Origin of the sequence: Paenibacillus sp. FSL K6-0276 (assembly GCF_037977235.1) — a bacterium.
GTDB lineage: Bacteria > Bacillota > Bacilli > Paenibacillales > Paenibacillaceae > Paenibacillus_AQ.
On sequence record NZ_CP150276.1, the window covers coordinates 4,764,013 to 4,785,158 of the forward strand.

At 45.2% G+C, this 21,146-nt stretch carries 17 protein-coding genes; 2 read left to right on the forward strand and 15 right to left on the reverse strand.

The features are described from left to right. Positions 1-25 precede the first annotated feature (25 nt). The 4 genes from MHH52_RS22595 to MHH52_RS22610 form a co-directional block, all read right to left on the reverse strand. Entirely contained in the window at positions 26-1,015 is a 990-nt protein-coding gene (locus tag MHH52_RS22595) for a sn-glycerol-1-phosphate dehydrogenase (protein ID WP_340004534.1), read from the reverse strand. A gap of 71 nt (positions 1,016-1,086) precedes the next feature. Continuing rightward, positions 1,087-1,461 carry a hypothetical protein gene (locus MHH52_RS22600; protein ID WP_340004535.1) on the reverse strand — a complete coding sequence of 125 codons (375 nt, stop codon included), beginning with the start codon at positions 1,459-1,461 and terminating at the stop codon, positions 1,087-1,089. Positions 1,462-1,554: 93 nt separating this feature from the next. After that, positions 1,555-1,734, reverse strand: coding sequence for a YfhD family protein (locus MHH52_RS22605; protein ID WP_340004536.1), 180 nt, complete (start codon positions 1,732-1,734; stop codon positions 1,555-1,557). 42 nt (positions 1,735-1,776) lie between these two features. Continuing rightward, complete coding sequence (locus tag MHH52_RS22610) at positions 1,777-2,136, reverse strand: hypothetical protein (protein ID WP_340004537.1); 360 nt, start codon at positions 2,134-2,136, stop codon at positions 1,777-1,779. A 285-nt stretch (positions 2,137-2,421) separates the two neighbouring features. On the opposite strand from MHH52_RS22610, the gene MHH52_RS22615 reads away from it, so the two are divergent. Next, entirely contained in the window at positions 2,422-6,909 is a 4,488-nt protein-coding gene (locus MHH52_RS22615; protein ID WP_340004538.1) for a S8 family serine peptidase, read from the forward strand. 99 nt (positions 6,910-7,008) lie between these two features. Here the strand turns inward: MHH52_RS22615 and dnaJ are convergent, their stop codons facing one another. From dnaJ to gpr, 10 genes are all read right to left on the reverse strand, one after another. After that, positions 7,009-8,133 (reverse strand): molecular chaperone DnaJ, encoded by a 1,125-nt coding sequence (gene dnaJ, locus MHH52_RS22620; protein WP_313637957.1) that lies wholly within the window; start codon positions 8,131-8,133, stop codon positions 7,009-7,011. A 357-nt stretch (positions 8,134-8,490) separates the two neighbouring features. Continuing rightward, positions 8,491-10,338 carry a molecular chaperone DnaK gene (gene dnaK, locus MHH52_RS22625; RefSeq protein WP_340004539.1) on the reverse strand — a complete coding sequence of 616 codons (1,848 nt, stop codon included), beginning with the start codon at positions 10,336-10,338 and terminating at the stop codon, positions 8,491-8,493. A gap of 215 nt (positions 10,339-10,553) precedes the next feature. Continuing rightward, the gene (gene grpE, locus MHH52_RS22630; RefSeq protein ID WP_313637959.1) at positions 10,554-11,135 is read right to left on the reverse strand and encodes a nucleotide exchange factor GrpE; all 582 of its coding nucleotides are present in this window, start codon (positions 11,133-11,135) and stop codon (positions 10,554-10,556) included. Positions 11,136-11,184: 49 nt separating this feature from the next. Then, complete coding sequence (hrcA, locus tag MHH52_RS22635; protein ID WP_042130390.1) at positions 11,185-12,216, reverse strand: heat-inducible transcriptional repressor HrcA; 1,032 nt, start codon at positions 12,214-12,216, stop codon at positions 11,185-11,187. A gap of 104 nt (positions 12,217-12,320) precedes the next feature. Beyond that, positions 12,321-12,812, reverse strand: coding sequence for an N-acetyltransferase (locus tag MHH52_RS22640; RefSeq protein ID WP_340009777.1), 492 nt, complete (start codon positions 12,810-12,812; stop codon positions 12,321-12,323). Positions 12,813-12,905: 93 nt separating this feature from the next. Then, on the reverse strand, positions 12,906-14,078 hold the full coding sequence (hemW, locus tag MHH52_RS22645; RefSeq protein ID WP_340004540.1) for a radical SAM family heme chaperone HemW: 1,173 nt from the start codon (positions 14,076-14,078) through the stop codon (positions 12,906-12,908). Between the two features lie 129 nt (positions 14,079-14,207). Then, a complete protein-coding gene (lepA, locus tag MHH52_RS22650; protein WP_060621949.1) occupies positions 14,208-16,022 on the reverse strand; it encodes a translation elongation factor 4 in 1,815 nt (604 codons plus the stop codon). A 134-nt stretch (positions 16,023-16,156) separates the two neighbouring features. Beyond that, complete coding sequence (locus MHH52_RS22655) at positions 16,157-16,642, reverse strand: hypothetical protein (protein WP_340004541.1); 486 nt, start codon at positions 16,640-16,642, stop codon at positions 16,157-16,159. Positions 16,643-16,705: 63 nt separating this feature from the next. Continuing rightward, a complete protein-coding gene (locus tag MHH52_RS22660; RefSeq protein ID WP_340004542.1) occupies positions 16,706-18,025 on the reverse strand; it encodes a stage II sporulation protein P in 1,320 nt (439 codons plus the stop codon). A 156-nt stretch (positions 18,026-18,181) separates the two neighbouring features. Then, positions 18,182-19,183 (reverse strand): GPR endopeptidase, encoded by a 1,002-nt coding sequence (gene gpr / locus MHH52_RS22665; RefSeq protein WP_340004543.1) that lies wholly within the window; start codon positions 19,181-19,183, stop codon positions 18,182-18,184. Between the two features lie 253 nt (positions 19,184-19,436). Between gpr and rpsT the strand changes: the two genes are divergently transcribed. Then, positions 19,437-19,709, forward strand: coding sequence for a 30S ribosomal protein S20 (gene rpsT / locus MHH52_RS22670; protein ID WP_042130412.1), 273 nt, complete (start codon positions 19,437-19,439; stop codon positions 19,707-19,709). Positions 19,710-19,932: 223 nt separating this feature from the next. On the opposite strand, the gene holA is transcribed toward rpsT, so the two are convergent. Further along, complete coding sequence (gene holA, locus MHH52_RS22675) at positions 19,933-20,952, reverse strand: DNA polymerase III subunit delta (protein WP_340004544.1); 1,020 nt, start codon at positions 20,950-20,952, stop codon at positions 19,933-19,935. Between the last annotated feature and the right edge of the window lie 194 nt (positions 20,953-21,146).

The window sequence follows — 21,146 nt, forward strand, 5'->3', positions numbered from 1 at the left end:
TCTGACGAGGGGTCGAGTAATGTTTCTACAGAAACGTTCCATGTTCTGCTATCCTGCCTATCGTCCCCTCATTACGAACACGAAGCAGAGTATAACGATTCATTCGGATCAAATGCGCTTCAGCAAGGCCCCGTTGCAGCAGGTCCTCATTCAAACCTAGTTCTTCCACTGAAGTTGGCCCATGTACAGTATGAAGCAGTTCACGTAACCGCTCAGGTGTAGATAGTTGTGCAATTTTTTTGCATACCTGCCCCCACACTGGTTTGTCTTTAATAACCAACGTATTCGCCAGTTCGTGATAAAGCGCTGATATTTGTGCACAAGCTACACCTACTTTAGCGCCATGCAGCAATTGTCTGCGTCCAGTGCGAATGTATTCCATCTCCCAGTAATGGGACAAATGATGCTCTGCACCGGAAGCTGAATGCGATTGACCGAACAAAAGAATAGCTAGGCCTGATTCGATCAAAGCTTCTGTCAGCACCCGAATTCCTAACTCCGAATGATTGCCGATCTCCTTAACATGATTCACACATGCCATCAGAGCCTTCTCTGTAATGCCCGCGACAACAGATGAATACGGTTCACCCCCCATCAAACGTCCATGTTTCCAGTCGAACAAAGAAGTGTATTTGCCCAGCATGTCCCCAAATCCTGCAGCGATCATAGCCGTAGGTGCTTTCCGCAGAATATCCGTATCCGCAAAAATAGCAACCGGACCTACAGCAGAAATCGTGATCTTATTGCCGCGAATGATCATTGGTGATCCGTTCGAGGTGAATCCATCCACGGAAGGTGCAGTAGGCACAGACAAAAACGGAATCCCCGCAGTATAAGCCGCATAACGGCCCACATCATGCAAAGTGCCTGATCCAACAACGATAACAGCATCAGCTTTCACACGTTGAATACTTGTACGTACATAGAACAACATAAAAAGAGACTGTCCCAAACCATATCCATGGCTTAGAAGCAATCCCTTTTGTTCATCCGTCTTAAGTTTCCAATTGGCCAAGAGCCTGACGAACGGTCTGTCTGCTCATACCAAACGGTCCAGCGATCATAGCCTCTTATATGTACATTTCCTTATTTCTTGGATCCGTAATCTCCCATCTTGATTCCCCATACCGAATCCTTCTGATGGGCAGCAGCCTCCTTTAAACTTGGAAGTCTTACATCCTGAGGACAATGCCGTTCCAAATACATCACAAAGGCCTTGCGAAGCCCAATCTCAGCATCCAGTTTATTAAGTTCGTTCGGGTGTTTCTCCATCTCGGCTAATTCTACTTCCCAACGGTATAAATCGCTTGCCTCAGATCGTTCCAACCGAACTTTTTCAGTCAGCTCCCGCAGCTCACGGTAGGCCTGTTTTACTTTTGAAGAGTACAGTTGTTTCTGATTCATAAAAGTTAAGAATGCGATAAGCAGCGCTAAACCTATCCATAAAATAACGTTATCCATATTCTCCCCCCTACTTGGGCTATCCCTCCTAATTATACACACCAGAACGCAAAAATACCCCACAATGTGAGGTATCTGCCCTATCTTTTGTATCTATACTTTTTTCATAATTTCATGCAGTTGACGTTTGTCTGCTTCTAGAGCTCGAGCCTGTGCTTCGATATCCTCCAGATCTGCCTCTGCTGCCGAAAACTCCACATCCTCTGATTTCGCCTCGTACAGCATTTTCATCTTCTCGGTCTTTGAGAATATTTGCGAGTTCTCTCTATCCATAGTATCGATCATCTCCCTTCTATTTAATAATTAAGTAATTATTCAAATCATCCCGCCTGCTTCTTCAATTAATCGTAATGCCTGATCATAGGACTCCGAATTCAAGATCACCGTAAGTAAAATATCTCTACCCGTCGGTCCTCCAACTCCGCCATGACTCATCCCACTCGCGCTGGTATCAGCAGCAGCAAGTATGCCTGTGTGTGCACGCTCTGCAGTCATGGAGTCCATTCTGGCAACATTGCCTGTCACTGGGTTTACCCCTGAGCTAAAACTCGTGCCTCCATATCTACTGAAGCGATCAATGGAGATTTCAATGGCCCGAAGTGCATGGAGCTTACGAGCAACACCCTCCGCTTCTTCAGGACTTTTAAAATAAGCCAAAATAGATCTTTCCGACATCTTATCCCCGCTCTCGCTTGAAATTCAGATATCTGTTGCATTCCTTTATATTGTCTTCATTTCGGTTTTTTTATGCCCTTTTTTTCTCATATTCAACTTATCTACTGGGAATTCGACATTTTCCTCAACGCTTCCCTGCAATATAGTGCTAAAGTTGTATATTCGATTTGAAGTTATAGCTGTAGAATAAATTTAATTTTCATAATTTTTTACATTTTACGTTGAGGAGGAGAACTACAGATACACATTGACAATATAAAAATTCATTTGGGAGGATGAACTTATTTGAAACGTACCTTTAAACACTCTATTCAAAGATTTGGTATTGGGGCGGCGAGCTTCGGACTGGCTGTTTCTGTCCTTTTTCCATCCGCTGCATTTGCGAACTCATCCCTTGAATCATCAACTAACCTAGTTAATAATGTACAGTCTCAAAGTGTGTCCCCGTATAACTACGCGGGTGTGCTCAAAGGTTCAGCACCAGTATCCGTAATCGTGGAATTAACTAATAAACCAGTCAGTGTGTATGAAAATGAGGCTAAAACTTCTTCTTTACGATCCTCAGTCTCCATACAACGTAGTAAAATTATCTCAGAGCATAAAAGCTTTATTTCCTCAGCGCAGAAAATTGATGCCGACATCGGTTTTGAATACAGTGAGATTTTTAACGGATATTCCATTACACTGCCAGCCAATCAAGTTAACAAGCTGTTAGAGCTTCCGGGTGTTGCGGCTGTTTATCCAAATGATGAAGTACATGCGTTAGCAGACAGTGTTGAGGTAGCAACTTTGCCTGTTACACGTTCCTATTCAGACAGTGACAAACTTATAGGTGCGGATAAACTACATGATTTAGGTTACACAGGAGAAGGGGTACAGGTAGCGGTTGTCGATACCGGCATCGATAAAAAGCACCCTTTATTAAAGGGTAATTATAAGGGCGGTTACGATGTCTATGATCAGGATGATGATCCGTCAGAAACACCTCCTGATGCTAATTACCCTCCAAAAGCAGGTAACCCTTACGAAACCTCGCATGGCACTCACGTAGCCGGTACAATTTTAGATGTTGCGCCTGAGGTAGATTTGTACGCGTATCGCGTACTTGGCCCCTATGGTTCCGGGCCCACAGCGGTTGTAATCGCGGGTATTGAGAAAGCGGTCGCTGATGGAGCAGATATAATTAACCTCTCATTGGGCTCTGATGTCAACCAAAGCTATTCCGCAAGTTCAATCGCGATAGACAACGCCATAAAATCGGGCGTGAATGTTGTTGTTGCCGCCGGTAACGCTGGACCGGTTGTAGGAACATTGGGCGAACCCGCTGGATCCCAACTCGCCCTTAGTGTAGGCGCTTCTACTACCCCAGTGAATACCCCATTCTTTGATATTGGCGATGTCAAAAAAATTCCAGGGACATTAGCAACTTACTCCCCAGATTTAGTTGATAATACTGCTGGTAGTAAGATCGTTTACGCTGGTCTTGGGAGTCCTTCCGATTACACAAATTTGGATGTCAAAGATAAGGTAGTCCTCGTCGATCGAGGTGTGCTGAGTTTCGGAGAAAAATCTCTAAATGCCAAAGCAGCTGGAGCCAAGCTTGTCCTAATTGCTAATAATGCTGCTGGTGAAATCACTCCCACCCTCGGTGCGCCCGGGAATTACGTTCCTACCTACGGAATTACTCAAGCAGATGGCAAAAAGATAAAAGCTCAATTGGATGCTGCTAAAGATATCATCAGTTACTATATAGGGCTTGAAGTAAATCAGTTAGCAAACTTCAGCTCTATGGGTCCGGGGATGCCGGATTATCTAATAAAACCTGATGTTGTAGCGCCAGGGGTCAATATCAACTCGACGATTCCTAGCTGGGATGGAAAATATGACCAACCTTTTGGCTTAAAAAGTGGCACTAGTATGGCAACCCCACATGTTGTAGGAGCTGTGGCTTTGTTACTGAGTAAAAACTCTGATCTTAAACCAAATGAAATTAAAGCGCTGCTGATGAACAATGCTGATCCTATTTTTAAGCGTGATGGAAATTCTTATTCTTTATATCAACAAGGTGCTGGATTAATTAATTTGGAGAAATCAGCAAAAGCTAAATCCATTGCTAAAGTCGGGGAGAGCTTAATTAGTGGCCTTCCAGGTACTGTAGAAATCCCTTATTACACAGGTTCCTTGTCCTTTGGCCTGCTCCCAAAAGGAGCTAGCGTAACGAAATCAGTCTATGTAGAAGACTTTAAACAGTCTGGATCAAAATACACTCTGTCCACCAAATGGCTGACGGAAGCACCTAGTGATATTAGTATTGATATTGCACCAAACATCGTTACCTCAGGTGTAGATCAATATGCACAATTTACACTGAAGGTATCTGACTCAGCAAAAGAGGGTGCATATGAGGGTATCCTGTTACTAACCTCTGGTACAGAAACTCTTCGTCTTCCCTTTAATGCACTTGTCGGCGATAAATTCAATTTAGAGCCTGTTAATCAACTTTCTTTTGAAAGTCCACAGATTTCTCCTAATGGGGATGGAAGATCAGACGACACTACCTTTACCTTTTCTGTCAATGAAGAGCTGGATGGCATAAGTTTTGTAACCTCTTCAATAGATGCTCCTGCGACAGTTTTAGGTGAAGTTTATTCTATCGATGAAAAGGTCTATCGTGGCATGTACGAGATTCCAAATTGGGATGGAACGTTAACAGACCTGAAGACCTCCGCCAAGTCTACTTTAGCAGATGGTCACTACTACATTACTCCTGTGCTTCCCAATGGGCAACTGCTCGAGAAACAAAAGATCGAGTTCACAATTGATACAGAGAAGCCATTAGTTTCCGGCATCACACTTGAGGAGTATGAACGTGAGGCGCCAACCGATCCTGGTGCGGCACAAATTAGTGGTTTCATTGATGATGACCTAATGGCCCATTATATTTCCACCACAAACCCTATTGAAAACTGGTTTACCGTGTACGCCGAAGGTAAACATTATGATGGGAATACTTATAAATTCGGTGGAGTAATTGCTAGTAATGGTGCTTTTGCCATTGACGTTCCTGTTAATGAAGGGCTTAATGAGTACAAAATCTATGTGGTCGATAAAGTAGGCAATGGCGCAGACGACGATGATTATGCTCAGAGACTGCTTTATAGCACAGGGGATGGTACTTTCACTCTAACTCCATCTATTTCTGCAGCCACCATTGAATTAGGACAATCTGTGACTGTTGATTTAGGTTATTCAGTGACAGACGAGGTTTATGGCGTCTATGGGGCTTCATTCGCTGTCATTTACGACGATTCCCTTGAAACACCGGTAATCCAGCCAAGCGTACAACTGGCTACTTATCAAGAGGAGCAATTCTCTAGTGTTCCACTTACAGAATACTCACAAACATATGATCTAGGAGACGGTCGCAAACTGACACAGTATAATGTTAATCTGTCAGGTGGTGCTTATCACGGCTCAGGCTCACTAGGCAAAATAACCTTCAAACCTACAGCAGCAGGAGCCTATTCCCTCGAGCTGTATGATGTGCAGATCTGGAATGATGCTACAACATCAACAATCCCATCTGGTTTGAGAACGGTAAGCGTAGCTGTTAAGACGCCTGAAACACCGACGCCAACACCTACACCAACTCCAACATCTGATTCGTATGTACCTACAGTAACCAGCACTCCCACTCCAGGACCTTCTTCGAAATCTGGGAAGCTAGTAGAGACAGCAGATCCAGCAGGTGGTAAGCCTTCAGCGGTGTTTAACATCTTAGACACTGCATTAGCCAATTCGATCCAGAATGCAAAAGATAAAACATCTGTACTTGATCTTAGCGATGTAAGCTTCAATAAATATAGCCAAGTTGTTGTTACTCTTACCCCGGCCCAAGCCGAACAGTTAAAGAAATCGGAGAATGCACTCCGCCTAAACGGCAGTGGATTCAATGTACTTATTCCAGCGGCAACACTTCCGGATTTCAACAACAGCAATGGTTTGACCCTTACGATTAGCCTGACTGATGCGGGCAACACAGCTGTTTTAGCAGGTAGCTCAGCAGCAATAAATATCGGTTCTTCCATTCTAACCATCAAAAATGGTTGGACAACCGGAAAGCCGATCATCCTTCAACTTAATCTAAAAGCCGCCAGTCTACATGATACTCGAAAGACTGCCGCTTATGTAGAATCAAAAGATCATAAATGGTCCTACCTGCAACCTGGTTCTATCTCTAAAGAAGGTATTCTACAGTTTAACGTTACTGGTGACGGCTCTTACAGCGCAGCATCCCGAAATATAAGCTTTAAGGATATTGGCACACACTGGGCTCAAACCGATATCGAGGTCCTTGCTGCCCATGGTATCATTGCCGGCAAAGGAGCCGATGGCAGCTTTAAGCTTGCCGACACTTTAAATCAGGCAGAACTTCTAACGCTCTTCGACCGTCTACTTGGAAAAGGTGACACTTGGAGTACTCGCATCAAAGAAAGTGGATCTCGTGATGTGCTGACTCGCGAGGAAGCAGCCCTTATCATCGTTAAGGCTCTTGGTGCTGATCTTACAGTAGCCAAGATGCCTTTAAGCTTTAAGGATGCCGACAGCATCGCTGCGGAAGCACGCAACGCTGTAGCCTATGCTGTAAGCAAAGGTTATCTCAAAGGTGTTACTGCGGACAGCTTCAATCCACAAGGTACTCTGACTCGTGCACAGGCAGCAACGATTTTGAGCCGTGTGCTTGAGGACCTACGTTCTTCGAACAACATCTAGTTGAACTACTTGTTTATATTTTAAAAAAGCTGTTCCAATGCATATCATCATGCATCGGAACAGCTTTTTTTCATTTACTGTATTAATTAAGTTAGATTATCAGTCCCCGCGGAACGCACGCTTCACACGATCAAAGAAGGATTGCTCATGCTCATGTGTGTTCTCTCCATTCAGAGAGGCGAACTGTCGTAACAAATCTTTTTGCTCATCATTCAGCTTGCTAGGTGTCACAACAATAACTCTTACATGCTGGTCACCTTGGCCAGATCCGCGTAGGCGCGGAACACCTTTGCCTTTGAGACGGAAGAAAGTGCCGGTCTGCGTTCCCGCAGGAATCTTCAGCTTCACTTTTTCTGTTAAAGTTGGAATCTCAATTTCATCGCCCAGTGCTGCTTGTGCAAACGTAAGTGGAACTTCGCACATAATATCATCGTTCTCACGCACGAAGAAATCATGCGATTTAACACGGATAACAATATACAAGTCTCCAGCAGGACCGCCGCGTAAGCCGCCCTCTCCTTCGCCAGTCATGCGCAGCTGTGCACCGTCATCGACGCCGGCAGGAATGCGTACATGGATCTTGCGCTGTTTCTTAACTTTACCCTGTCCGCTACAAGTCGTACATTTTTCCTTAATAATCTTACCTGTACCACTGCAATGCGAACAAGGACGGCGATTACGCATCTGTCCAAGCGGTGTGTTCTGTACGAATTCCTGTTGTCCACTACCATGACAAGTGGAACAAGTCTCTGGTTTAGTACCCGGTTTAGCCCCGGAGCCGTAGCAGGTATCGCAAGTTTCCGTACGAGGAATAGTAATATCGGTTTCTTTACCGAATACCGCTTCCTTGAACTCAATGGTCATCGTATATTGCAAATCTCCACCGCGCTGCGGTGCGTTAGGATCACGACGTCCGCCGCCGCCAAAGAACATATCAAAGATATCGCCCAGTCCTCCGAAGTCGCCGCCACCGCCGCCTCCAAAGCCGCCCATACCCTGATTAGGATCAATATGACCATACTGGTCATATCTAGCCCGCTGTTGCCCATCGCTCAGAACATCATAAGCTTCTTTCACTTCTTTAAATTTAGCCTCGGCGTCACTAGCTTTGTTCACGTCTGGATGATACTGGCGCGCCAATTTCCGGTACGCTTTCTTCACCTCATCGTCTGAAGCATCTCTACTGAGGCCAAGCACTTCATAATAATCGCGTTTATCTGCCACTGCTTTCACCTCCGTACGTTACATACTCAATTTCCTTATACCTTATAAACCAAACTGTCTACCACGTAAATCTAAGGGTCTGACCATCCGAATTTAACAGATGTTTATTCTTACCAATATCAGAAGGCGCATTCGCGAAGAGTGTGCACACTGATACAAGAAGAAACGACGTTGTTCTCCTTTACGGATGACAACCGTTTCTCGTAGAAATATAAGGATGTTATAGCTGCGCAGCATATAAATTCTTATATTTTTACAAAAGGAAAGTCAAAACACGGGATGACCCGGTTTTGACCTTCCCTTCTTACAATATATAAGAATTTATCAGTTTCGCCCTATTACACTTATCGTCTAAGGTTACCCTTGATTCTTTTCTTCGTCAACAACCTCATAGTCTGCGTCAACTACATTGTCTTTCTTAGCAGCGCCTTCAGCAGCTCCAGCACCACCTTCAGCACCTTGCTCAGCTTGAGCAGCTTGCTCATACAGCTTCATGGACAACTGTTGTACGATTTCAGTCAATGCTTCTGTAGCCGCAGTGATTTCTTCCAGGTTGTCAGTTTCCAGTGCTGCTTTCACTTTATCTTTAGCTTCGTTTGCCTTTTCAACATCAGAAGCATCAGCTTTATCACCAAGGTCTTTGATTACTTTCTCAGTAGAATACACGAGTTGGTCAGCGCTGTTCTTCGCTTCTACCAGTTCTTTACGCTTACGGTCTTCCTCAGCGTGAAGCTCGGCATCCTTCATCATTTGTTCTACTTCTGCGTCGCTCAGACCGCTGGAAGAAGTGATAGTGATCTTTTGGCTCTTGTTAGTGCCTTTATCAGTTGCAGACACATTCACGATACCGTTGGCATCAATATCGAAAGAAACTTCGATTTGTGGTACGCCACGTGGTGCTGGTGGAATCTCGTTCAGCATGAAGCGTCCCAATGTTTTGTTGCCATTCGCCATTTGACGCTCACCTTGTAGTACGTGAATCTCTACGCTAGGTTGGTTGTCAGCAAAGGTCGAGAATACTTGAGATTTACTTGTAGGAATCGTAGTGTTACGCTCGATCATCTTCGTAAACACGCCACCTGCAGTTTCGATACCGAGGGAAAGCGGAGTTACGTCGAGCAATACAACGTCCTTAACATCACCAGTCAATACACCAGCTTGAACAGCAGCACCAAGAGCTACGACTTCATCCGGATTCACACCTTTGTGTGGATCTTTACCTGTAAGCTTCTTAATTGCATCTTGTACAGCAGGGATACGTGTAGAACCACCAACCAGAACGATTCTGGTAAGGTCAGCAGGCGTCATGCCAGCATCAGACAAAGCTTGACGAGTTGGTCCCAAAGTACGTTCTACCAGACCAGCAGTGAGCTCATCAAACTTCGCACGAGTCAAGTTGATCTCCAAGTGCTGAGGTACTCCATCAACTACAGTGATGAACGGAAGAGAAATAGTAGTTGTCAGTACGCCCGACAATTCTTTCTTCGCTTTTTCAGCTGCATCTTTCAAACGTTGTACAGCAGATTTATCTTTGCTCAGATCAATGCCTTGCTCTTTCTTAAATTCGGATACCAGATGATCCATAACAACTTGGTCAAAGTCATCGCCACCAAGTTTGTTGTCGCCGCTTGTAGCTTTTACTTCAAAGAAGCCATCGCCCAATTCCAAGATGGATACGTCGAACGTACCGCCACCAAGGTCATATACAAGGATGGTTTGATCTTCGGATTTCTCCAGACCGTATGCCAAAGCTGCAGCTGTTGGCTCGTTCACAATACGTAGAACTTCCAGACCTGCAATTTTACCTGCATCTTTAGTAGCTTGACGCTGGCTGTCATTGAAATAAGCAGGAACTGTGATAACTGCTTGAGTAACCGTTTGGCCAAGATATGCTTCTGCATCGGATTTCAGCTTTTGAAGAATCATCGCTGAAATTTCTTGTGGAGAGTAGTCTTTACCATCAATGCTTTCTTTGTGGTTCGTACCCATATGACGCTTAACAGAGCTGATCGTACGATCAGGGTTAGTAATTGCTTGGCGTTTAGCTGTTTCACCGACGATACGCTCGCCGTCTTTCTTAAAACCTACAACCGAAGGGGTTGTACGCGCGCCCTCTGGGTTTGGAATTACAACGGCTTCGCCGCCTTCCATTACGGCAACGCAAGAGTTCGTGGTTCCTAAGTCAATACCGATAACTTTACTCACAATAATTTGCCTCCTCTAAAGGTATATGGAGCATACGCTCATTTAAATTATAAAAATACAAGCATAAACGCCTTTGGCGTCCTTATTAGGACGATAAGCGTATAAGCGAGAAATATAAGGATAATGTATAGCGTGAAACTTATACTTTCTTATATTTTAAAAAAAACCGATTGGTATCGATGATGGACAGAAACTGCCCGTCCTATATTGACAGACTACATGCTGACTTTGACCATAGCAGGACGAAGGACTTTATCTTTCAGGAGATATCCCTTTTGGACCTCTTCCGTTACGATACCTTCTTCGTACTCCTCGCTCTCCACCTGCATAATAGCCTGATGGTATTCAGGATTAAAAGGCTGTCCTACCGTTTCCATAGCCGTCAGTCCCTCAGACTTCAATACCCCATCTAGCTGACGGAAAATCATATTTACGCCCTTAGCGAAAGCTTCGGATTCAGGATTGGTTGGAGTAGTGACTAACGCACGCTCGAAATTGTCCAGTACTGAAAGCAATTCAGTCACGAGCTTGGAGGTGGCATATTGAGCCAACTCTTCTTTCTCCTTCTGAGTACGACGACGGAAGTTATCGAAATCAGCCTGCGCACGCAGCGCACGTCCTTGATATTCATCAGCGAGATCCTGCAGGCGTTTTACCTCCGCACCTGTGCCTGAAGCACCTTCACTAACTTCTTCTGCCTTAAATGAGTCAGCCTCCGAAACTACATCAGCCTCAGGTTCCTCATTTATCAAATCATCTTTGAATTCATTAGCATCTTGAACTTGTTCCTTTTTCAAGTTGTCTTCACCTCCTTAAAATCATTCACGTAATCAATGTTGACTCTGTTCACTTATACCAGTGTGCCAGCATCGCTGTCAAATCTCGGGATAAAATGCCCAAGATCCCCATCACTCTTGCATATTCCATTCGGGTCGGACCAAGGATGCCAATGCTTCCTAATGCCTGCCCATCAAGAGAATAAGTGGCTGTGATCAGACTGCAATTAGCGAACGCTTCATGATTGTTCTCCGTTCCTATTCGCACCTGAATACCTGTGCCGCCTGTTGTAGGGGCCAGCATTTTGAGCAATGTAGGCGTCTCTTCCAGCAGATCAAGAATACTCTTCACCTTGTCAACATCTTTGAACTCAGGCTGTGTAAGCATATTCGTCGCTCCGCTGAGATAGATACGCTGCTCTTGATCACTTTCCAGCGCAATGTCTAGCACTTGCATTAATTCTTCATAATGAGAGATGTGACGCTGCATTTCCTCGCCAAGCTCAGAATAGAGCCGAGTCTTCAGCTTATAGAGTGGTACATTGACTAGCTTACTATTCAGTAGGTTAACCACTTTCTCCATCTCGGAAACGGAAATCTCCGGTGGAATGTTCACCGTACGATTCTCAACTTGACCCGTACTTGTGACGATAATCGCCACTGCGGTTGTATCATCTAGTGGTAACAACTGAAAATGACGCAATGATGTATGAAAAACCTCCGGTCCTAGAAGGATGGAAGTGTAATTCGTCATATTGGAAAGAATCATCGCCGCATGTTGGATTACCTGCTCCATCGCATTCAACTTCTCGGCAAAAAAAGCGCGGATCGTGCCCATCTCTGCCGTTTCGGCGGAATTCCACGGTACCAGATGATCCACATAATATCGGTATCCTTTATGGGAAGGTATTCTCCCTGCCGATGTATGAGGCTGCTCGAGATAACCCAAATCCTCTAGGTCAGCCATTTCATTTCGGATGGTCGCAGGGCTGTACCCTACATCACCCCGTTTAGAAATGCTGCGAGATCCTACTGGTTCTGCGGATGAAATATAATCATCAACAATTGCATTTAGTATCATTCTCTGGCGATCAGTTAACATGTTATCCCCTCCTATCGGCTGTTGGCTCCGATTCGTTAGCACTCGACTCAGATGAGTGCTAACCACTAATACAAAAATACCAAACTGACATTGACATTGTCAAGTCAGTTCAGTATCTTAAGCACTGCTATTTCATCGCAGGCATGCTGCTTTTTACAATTCACGCAATCTGTCCATACTTTTTCGGGAAAAATATCTTTCTCTACGACTTCGAATCCGTTTCTAAGAAAGAAATCTACGGCGTAGGTTAGTGCCATGACCTTGGGGATTTTCTGGTTTCTGGCTTCCTCAACCAACTTCTCTAAAATCATGGATCCTACACCTTTACCCCTACCCTCGTCATTCAAACCGATCGAGCGAATCTCTACGAGATCATTCCCGAGCCTGAAGAGCGAACCACAGCCTACGAATCTACCCTCGATTTCCGCAATCACGAATTGATCGATCTGGCGAGTCAGCGCCTGCCTGGAACGGGGCAACATGATACCGCGCTGTGCATATTCTTCTATCATCAGATACAACGGCTCAACATCTTCTACCACAGCATTTCTGCAAATCACCTGTGCGTCTCCTGCTGGAGACGAATGGCGGATCATTTCCATCTTGGCAAGCACTTTAATTCACCCCTCTGTTGATAATATGAATAAATATACAACATAGTGAATTACAATTCAAGGGGTATTTTAAAATTAAACTTCTGTCAGTGCACCTACAAATTCTGCGAAAACATCGTTTCCAAAAAGGATCCCTTGCTTGCTGAGTCGGTAAGTCCCTTCTTCGTGCTCAAGCAGACCCGCATGCAGCATCTTATGCAATGATTTCGCAAATACATCCTCTATCGAACGACCAAATTGCGCCTGAAAAGCCTCATTAGAGACGCCTTCATGCATACGCAAGCCAACCATCATAAAGTCCTCCATCGCTTCTGCTTCAGTGATTGGGTATGCGTCCAATCGAGGCAGGCCTTTACGTGTAGCTTCAACATAAGGATTTACGCCCTTAACATTAATATGCCGCTGACGACCCACATATCCATGTGCACCTGCTCCGAGACCATAATAATCTTCATTACGCCAGTAAGTGATATTGTGACGACTCTCCATGCCTGGTTTTGCGAAGTTACTGATTTCGTATTGGTTATAGCCCGCTTCCTTCATAGATGACATCAACAAGAGGTACATTTGCAGTTCATCTTCTTCATTAGGAAGAGGAAGTTTGTTCTTATTAAATAGGGTGTGAAAAAGAGTGTTCTCCTCCACCTTCAAGCTATAAATAGAATAATGGGGTAAATCAAGCTCCAACGCCTTACGAATACTTTCGCCCAGCATCTCTACAGTTTGGTTCGGCAAACCAAACATAAGGTCAACCGACAGGTTGTTAAGGCCGACTGCACGAGCATTCTCCAAGCTGCGGTATACATCGTCAACATTATGAATCCGGCCAATGCCCGTAAGGAGTTCATTCTGAAACGCCTGAACACCAAAGCTCACCCGATTCACGCCGCCTTCTTTCATAACCGTCAACTTATCTATATCCGTAGTTCCCGGATTTGCTTCCATAGAGAACTCGATATCTTTATCCCAGTTTGGGAAATGTGTCCGAACTGATTTTAGAAAATAAGCCATTTCATCAGGTTTCAGTACTGTTGGGGTACCACCGCCGACAAAGATCGTTTTGATGACACCCGGTGGGGTGTTCTTGACGGTCTGCTCCATTTCTCGATCCAGGGCTTGGAGATAATCCATAACCGGCTGATCCTTGAGAACGTAGGAATTGAAATCACAATAAAAGCACTTATTGGTACAAAAAGGAATATGAATGTATACGGCCTCAGGGGGACGGCCATTAGTATTCTTGGTCATTAGCTGTCTCCTTTATATAAAAATATCGTTTGACTAGTGTAATCTATAAAAAGCCAGAAAAGGGAAGCCTGATGGCTTCCCTTACAGGGCGATCATTTATAAATGAACTCTAATTCAGTGTGAACTGGCCTACTCGTCAATCTTAAGTACTGCCATAAATGCTTCTTGCGGTACCTCCACACTACCGACTTGCTTCATGCGTTTCTTACCTTCTTTTTGTTTCTCAAGCAGCTTCCGCTTACGCGAAATATCGCCGCCGTAACATTTGGCAAGTACGTTCTTGCGCATTGCTTTAACGGTCTCACGCGCAACCACCTTCGTACCCACAGAGGCTTGAATCGGCACTTCAAACATTTGACGAGGGATAATGCCACGCAGTTTCTCACAAATGATACGTCCGCGGTTGTACGCACGATCACGGTGAACGATAAAGGACAAGGCATCAACCTGCTCGTTGTTAAGCAAGATATCCATCTTGACCAGATTCGAACGACGATACCCGCAGATTTCATAGTCGTAGGATGCGTAACCTTTTGTACCTGATTTCAACTGATCAAAGAAATCATAAACGATTTCAGACAGCGGAATCTCGTAAGTAATCGTTACACGATTAGTATCAAGATACTCCATATTTACGAACTCGCCACGTTTGTTCTGGCACAGCTCCATTACGGTACCTACAAAGTCGTTAGGCACGATGATTGCTGCTTTAACATATGGCTCTTCAATGTAGTCAATCGTTCCGATTTCCGGATAATGTGACGGGTTGTCGATTTGAATCATTTCGCCATTGGTCAGCATAATTCGGTAAATAACACTCGGTGCAGTTGTAATCAGTGGCAAATTGAACTCACGTTCAATCCGTTCCTGGATAATTTCCATATGCAGGAGACCAAGGAATCCGCAACGGAAGCCAAAACCAAGTGCGCTTGAGCTTTCCGGCTCAAAGCTTAGGGAAGCATCGTTAAGCTGAAGCTTCTCAAGGGCCTCACGAAGATCGTTATAATCGGAGGTTTCAATCGGATACAACCCGCAATATACCATCGGGTTGATCTTTCGATAACCTGGAAGCGGCTCAGCAGTAGGGTTCTTTGCGTCAGTGACAGTATCACCGACACGGGTATCTCCAACATGCTTGATCCCAGCTACGATAAATCCAACATCACCGATGTTCAATTCATCAACAATCGTCATACGCGGCATAAATGCGCCAACTTCAATTACTTCGAAGGTCTTCTCAGTTGCCATCATCTTAATCTTCGAACCCGCACGGATCTTCCCGTCCATTACGCGCACATAGACGATAACGCCTTTATAAGGATCGTAGTGAGAGTCAAAGATCAACGCTTTAAGCGGCTCTTCTGAATTACCGGATGGTGCAGGAACCTGCTTCACCACTTGCTCCAGAATTTCCTTGATCCCGATACCGGCTTTGGCAGATGCCATAACCGCTTCACTTGTATCCAGCCCGATAACATCCTCAATCTCCTGCTTTACCCGGTCAGGGTCAGCGTTTGGCAAATCAATTTTGTTGAGAACAGGCAGAATTTCCAGATTGTTATCCAGCGCAAGATACACATTGGCAAGAGTCTGCGCTTCAATCCCTTGTGCCGCATCTACTACGAGCAGCGCGCCTTCGCATGCTGCAAGACTGCGGGAGACCTCATAAGTGAAATCGACGTGCCCCGGTGTATCAATCAGGTTGAGATAGTAGTCTACTCCATCGTCTGCACGATAGGTTAAACGCACGGCTTGCAGCTTGATTGTGATACCGCGTTCGCGCTCCAGATCCATCTGATCGAGTACCTGCTCCTGCATTTCACGCGTGGTTAGTGCCCCCGTGTATTCCAAAATGCGGTCAGCCAATGTCGATTTTCCATGGTCTATATGTGCAATAATCGAGAAATTGCGAATTTGTTGTTGTCTTTTCTGAACGTCAGTCATTCCTTACCCCCACAGACAGCCTGATATTAATCCACTTATTATAACAGTACAAGCTTGCTCCATCAATCCCGCCCTGATGTAAAACAGAAGAAACAGCTATACACGTTCCCGTGAAATAACTGTTTCTTCTGAAATTACTGTGATTCTTCAGCCGAATCGAACAATGAAACCACCCAGCGTATGCCCTTCTGAGAAGCCTGCTGCAATAGGCCCGCCGTTTTATCCGCTATCACATCAACTGTCGGTTTTTGTTCCTCAGGAATCAGAATCTGCTCCGGAGTTTTCGTACTATAGTCATCTACCACCTGCTGAGGAAGATCTGCAGTTGGCGCTGTTTTACTATTCTGAGGTAACGGTGAAACAGCGGTATAAGCACCTGTTACAGGATCGATGACCATCGGAACATATACATAAGTCTGCCCGCCCTGTGCCACACCGTTCTTTATCGGCTGTGGCTGCATGCCCGTCACTTGACTGGTAGGCGTAGTCGATATATTGTTCCAGCCTGGCAGTAGCTTGGAGACCGTCGCCCCTCCGCTGCCACTGAACTGCATACCTAACAGTATGCCGACCCCTGCCCAAATACCGACCATAACCAGTTTTTTTCCGAAACGAGACATGTAAGCCACTCCTTTTTTAAATACTTGGTAATAAGTCTGTTCCTCTAATTGAATGTCTACAGGTTAGGAAGCTCCGTTCGACTTTTGGGGTGCTGTAGCATTTACCTTCTCCGAGTCGTGACTGCTCCAGTACACATCTGCAATAGCATCTGCCAAAATATCAGCCGTACGCTTCAATTCCTCTGCTGTATTATCAATACCGCCCACTTCAATCAAGACACTATTGGGTGAGAGGGTCTGGTTATACTCCCCGTTGTTCCCTTTACCCGCAGCTTTTCCCCATATCCCGCGAGATATTCCTGGGTAACCCTTTTCAATCGTTTGATGGATCTTGTTCGCAAACTCTTCGTTCTTCTTCCAATCTTTATTCGCATGTCCAATGATAAAATACACCTGAGCGTAACTTTTCCCATCGATAACAGCTGTTGTTTTGCCATGACGCTGCGAGTCGCGGTGAATGTCGATAAATTCACTCATTTCTTGATTTGCGCTAATTGCTGATTTAACCAACACTCGGGAGTATTTATAGGAAAAGTTCCAGTTATAGTCGGCAATTTTAGTTAGAAAATCCTCTTTGGCATGGACTGTTCCAATCCCGCGTTGTTCCAATCTTTTCGTAATATATGATCCTACCAGCATTACATTTTTAGAGGAAACAGCAGAACTTGGATTTTCGTTCGCTAACCCCATTAGAGGGTTATAGGCCTCCCGAGGATGTGAATGATAGATAAGGACCCGTTTAACCGAGGTGTCCTTGGTATTATCTGTCTCGCTTTGCGGATCACTCTTATCCGTACCTTCCTCAGTTCCTGAAGGCTCAGGAGACGGAGCTATCGTCGCTTCAGGCTGCTGTGCTGGAGTATCTTCAGGCTTGTCCACTTCGTTTGGAACAGATGGATCAACCTCTTCCCCTCCACCCTCAGCCAGTTCATCGGTTCCCGGATGATAATCAACCGGTGCTCCTGTAGAACCACCAGAGCCTTTTCGTAACAGGAACGGATCATCTGCTGCCAAACCCGGCACTTCACGGGAGACTAGACTCTTCGGATCACTTGGATTCACACTGGTCAGCAATTGAAATACAAAGGAAGTTACTTTTTCACCCGAAAAAGCTGAAGGCTCTTTCCCCTGAGGTAAATGGGGTACCTCCATCCCTAGAAGCTCCATGAAAAATCCACTTGATAGTGAGGCCGCAAGCCCCTTCATAGATGGAATGGGTGAAGAATTCAACTTCTGTCCGGCCAATCCACCAGCTCCAAGAAGCATAAAAAATACTAGCGAACCTCCGACCAACAGCAGCATCGTTCTTCCCAGCGATAAAGCATCCAGCACTCTTCCACGTAAACGGCCGATGTTCCAAAGCTGAAACCATTTTTTATTCATTATATTTATGTCCTCCTCCAGCCCTCTGTAATCTCTTATACTCCAAATCTATGAGCGAAAGAGTAATAGTAGAACCGTAAATGAGAGAATAGACATAGAGTCCGCACAGGATACTGTACATCAGCATCCCGCCGGACTGTGCTAGCTATGATTCAATTAGTGGGTATAAGCGCCGACATTCTCAGGATCGACCGCATCATGTAGAGCCGCATTAAGACCACTGGCTACAATATTGGCGATGCCTTCAATAAATTCATCGATTTCCTTAGGTGTAACGATCAAATCATGTCCAAGTGGTTCGAGCACTTCCTTCACTAGCGACAATCGCTCCTGCTCAGAAATATCGTCCAGCATCCCCATGATTTCCTTGGTATGCCCAGCCCCTTGCCCGAAATGATTCTTCATCATCTCCAGCACATTATTTACAATGGTCGAAGCATAGCAAACTGTGGGAACACCAATGGCAATACAAGGGACACCCAGAATTTCCTGCGTCAATCCGCGTCGCTTATTGCCAATTCCCGAACCGGGGTGGATTCCGATATCGGCAATTTGAATCGTCGTATTGATACGCTCCAGCGAACGGGATGCCAGCGCATCAATGGCAATGATGAGATCCGGTTTGGTACGATCCACGATCCCCTGCACAACTTCACTCGACTCGATACCGGTCAATCCTAGTACCCCGGGAGCAATAGCACTTACCTTGCGATAACCAGGAGAGACCTGATCCGGCACTAGTTCATAAAACTGCCGAGTAATGAGCGCGTTCTCCACCACCAGCGGACCCAGTGAATCTGGAGTCACATTCCAGTTACCAAGACCAACGATCAGCACAGATGCATCCTTACCAATCCCAATCCTAGTCAGGAAGTCCTCGAATTCGCGAGCAAAGACTTCCGCTACTTTTTGCTGTAAGCCGGAATCTCCACCGCGCAGTGCTGGCACCTCAAGCGTGACATAATTTCCAATCGCGCGGCCTATCGCCTGTGATCCGGCAGCGTTAGCCACACCAAGCCGGGTAACTTTTATCCCATCTGACTCTTCCACTTCTTCGATCACACCAGGGATTGGCGTCCTTTGTGGCCCTTGAGCCATTTCTTTCGCCTCTAACGCCAAGTCCGTGCGTACCGAATATAGCTGCAGATCCGGTTCCATTGTTATACCAGCCTCCTTAAAAGTTTTGTGAGCATTCGCTTCGCCTTGAGTTACTTCGAGCAAAACTCAAATCGTTAGCTTCTGCCTATGCTCTTTTGTCGATAGTGTGCGAGAGAAAGCCACTGTTTATGCAGGTAAAGATGGTTTAATTTGAAAGCTTTAAGTATTGCTTTTTACTACCGGTCATGCTAAACTATTTTAAGTTGTGAATCATTTGATAATGATTTCGAATGTCTTACAGGAGGTGAATGCAATGCCAAATATTAAATCCGCGGTTAAACGCGTAAACACGAACGAAAAACGCCGTGCACTGAACGCTTCCCAAAAATCCGCGCTTCGTACAGCTGTGAAAACTGCTGATGTAGCACTGACAGGTACGGAAGTTGAAACTGCTCAAGCTGCTTTCCAAGCTGCTTCCAAAAAGCTGGACAAGGCCGTAACTAAAGGTCTGGTTCATAAAAATGCGGCTGCCCGCAAAAAATCCCGCTTGGCGAAGAAATTGAACGCTCTTAAGGCTCAAGCCTAGGACGACATTCATAATGAGCAATTGAAGAACCTGACCGCTATGTTTCATACGGTTGGGTTTTTTTGTGTCTACTATTATTATCAATAGTTTTCTATAAACATGTAATTGAACCGTTTCTACACTCCTCTTTTAAAATCACAAAAAAACCGCTCTTTGATAAAATGGAGGTATTACCCAACCATTTCAAAAGGAACGGTTTCACTTCAAATTCCAATCATTTCGTTCAAGCACCTAACCGCAGCATAAACAGCTCCAGACCAAGTACTTTATCTATAGCTCCTGTCTTCATCTTATAATCCAAATCAGCGAGTGCACTTAAAATTTGCCGCAGACGTTCACTTGAGAACTTATGGGCCTGCTCACCTGCAAGCTTAACAGCATAAGGATGAAGTCCGATCTGCGAAGCAATCTGACCTTGCGAATAACTATGTGCCGATAAATCCTTAACCTGCAAAATAATTCGGAACTGCCGCGCAATCAGCGCAGCAATCTTAATGGGTTCTTCTCGCTGCTTCAACAGCTCATACAGCGTATCAAGCGCCTTATCTAGACGCAGATTAGCGATATCCTCTACAAGCGTAAACACATTTTGTTCCGTTCCGCGATGCACAAGACTCTCTACTGCTTCTGCGTCTACGGTTCCGCCCTTACCAGCGAACAGACAAAGCTTGTCCATTTCAGCAGATAAGCCCTGCAAACCTGTCCCTGCATTAGTGATAAGAATCTCTGCGGTGCCAGGTGCCATCGTACAACCTCGCTCACGAATCCCTTTCTCTACCCAGCGCAGCAGTTCTTCTGCCCCTAGCGGGTTGAAAGCTAATACCGTACCCGCCGTTTTAACAGTCTTCACAATTTTCTTACGCTCGTCCAGCTTGTCATTATTCACCATAAAGACGATCACACTGAAATCTACAGGATGCTGCAAATAATCACTTAAAATATCTATACGATGCTCAAGTTTGGCATTTTCTTTTCCCGCTGTAAATAACGATGCGTCCCGCACCAGCAATAATTTACGTTCTACCATAAAAGGTACAGTCTCAGCTTCTTCTACCACAGCCTGCACCGGCGTCTCAGAGAGATCAAAGGGAATAACCGCAAAATCACGATCCTCTTTGGCAATCAGCTGATCTTCCAGCAATGCCGCAAATTCATTCATTCGAAATTTTTCACTGCCGTACAAAAGGTACAGCGGTGAGATTTTCCCTTGTTTGATTTCTTTTATCGCCGTTTTGGCATCCATTCCGCCACTTCCTTTTCCATTCATCTAGCCCAATTTGCCCAGAGTCTTATTGTAGCAAAAAAAGCGACATAAATGCACATGCAAAAACGGAGAAACTCTGGCAGCCATGGCCAAAGCCCCTCCGTTTAAGCGGCGCATCTATATAAACGTCGGAGTGAGAAGCCCTAGAAACTTCCCATCCGACGGTCATACCG

What these genes read in the sequence shown, in the direction of transcription:
- rpsT (WP_042130412.1), top strand. Translation starts at nt 19,437, where the DNA reads ATGCCAAATATTAAATCCGCGGTTAAACGCGTAAACACGAACGAAAAA.
- MHH52_RS22600 (WP_340004535.1), bottom strand. Translation starts at nt 1,461, where the DNA reads ATGGATAACGTTATTTTATGGATAGGTTTAGCGCTGCTTATCGCATTC.
- MHH52_RS22660 (WP_340004542.1), bottom strand. Translation starts at nt 18,025, where the DNA reads ATGAATAAAAAATGGTTTCAGCTTTGGAACATCGGCCGTTTACGTGGA.
- MHH52_RS22605 (WP_340004536.1), bottom strand. Translation starts at nt 1,734, where the DNA reads ATGGATAGAGAGAACTCGCAAATATTCTCAAAGACCGAGAAGATGAAA.
- MHH52_RS22640 (WP_340009777.1), bottom strand. Translation starts at nt 12,812, where the DNA reads ATGATCCGCCATTCGTCTCCAGCAGGAGACGCACAGGTGATTTGCAGA.
- MHH52_RS22610 (WP_340004537.1), bottom strand. Translation starts at nt 2,136, where the DNA reads ATGTCGGAAAGATCTATTTTGGCTTATTTTAAAAGTCCTGAAGAAGCG.
- hrcA (WP_042130390.1), bottom strand. Translation starts at nt 12,216, where the DNA reads ATGTTAACTGATCGCCAGAGAATGATACTAAATGCAATTGTTGATGAT.
- lepA (WP_060621949.1), bottom strand. Translation starts at nt 16,022, where the DNA reads ATGACTGACGTTCAGAAAAGACAACAACAAATTCGCAATTTCTCGATT.
- gpr (WP_340004543.1), bottom strand. Translation starts at nt 19,183, where the DNA reads ATGGAACCGGATCTGCAGCTATATTCGGTACGCACGGACTTGGCGTTA.
- hemW (WP_340004540.1), bottom strand. Translation starts at nt 14,078, where the DNA reads ATGACCAAGAATACTAATGGCCGTCCCCCTGAGGCCGTATACATTCAT.
- MHH52_RS22655 (WP_340004541.1), bottom strand. Translation starts at nt 16,642, where the DNA reads ATGTCTCGTTTCGGAAAAAAACTGGTTATGGTCGGTATTTGGGCAGGG.
- holA (WP_340004544.1), bottom strand. Translation starts at nt 20,952, where the DNA reads ATGGATGCCAAAACGGCGATAAAAGAAATCAAACAAGGGAAAATCTCA.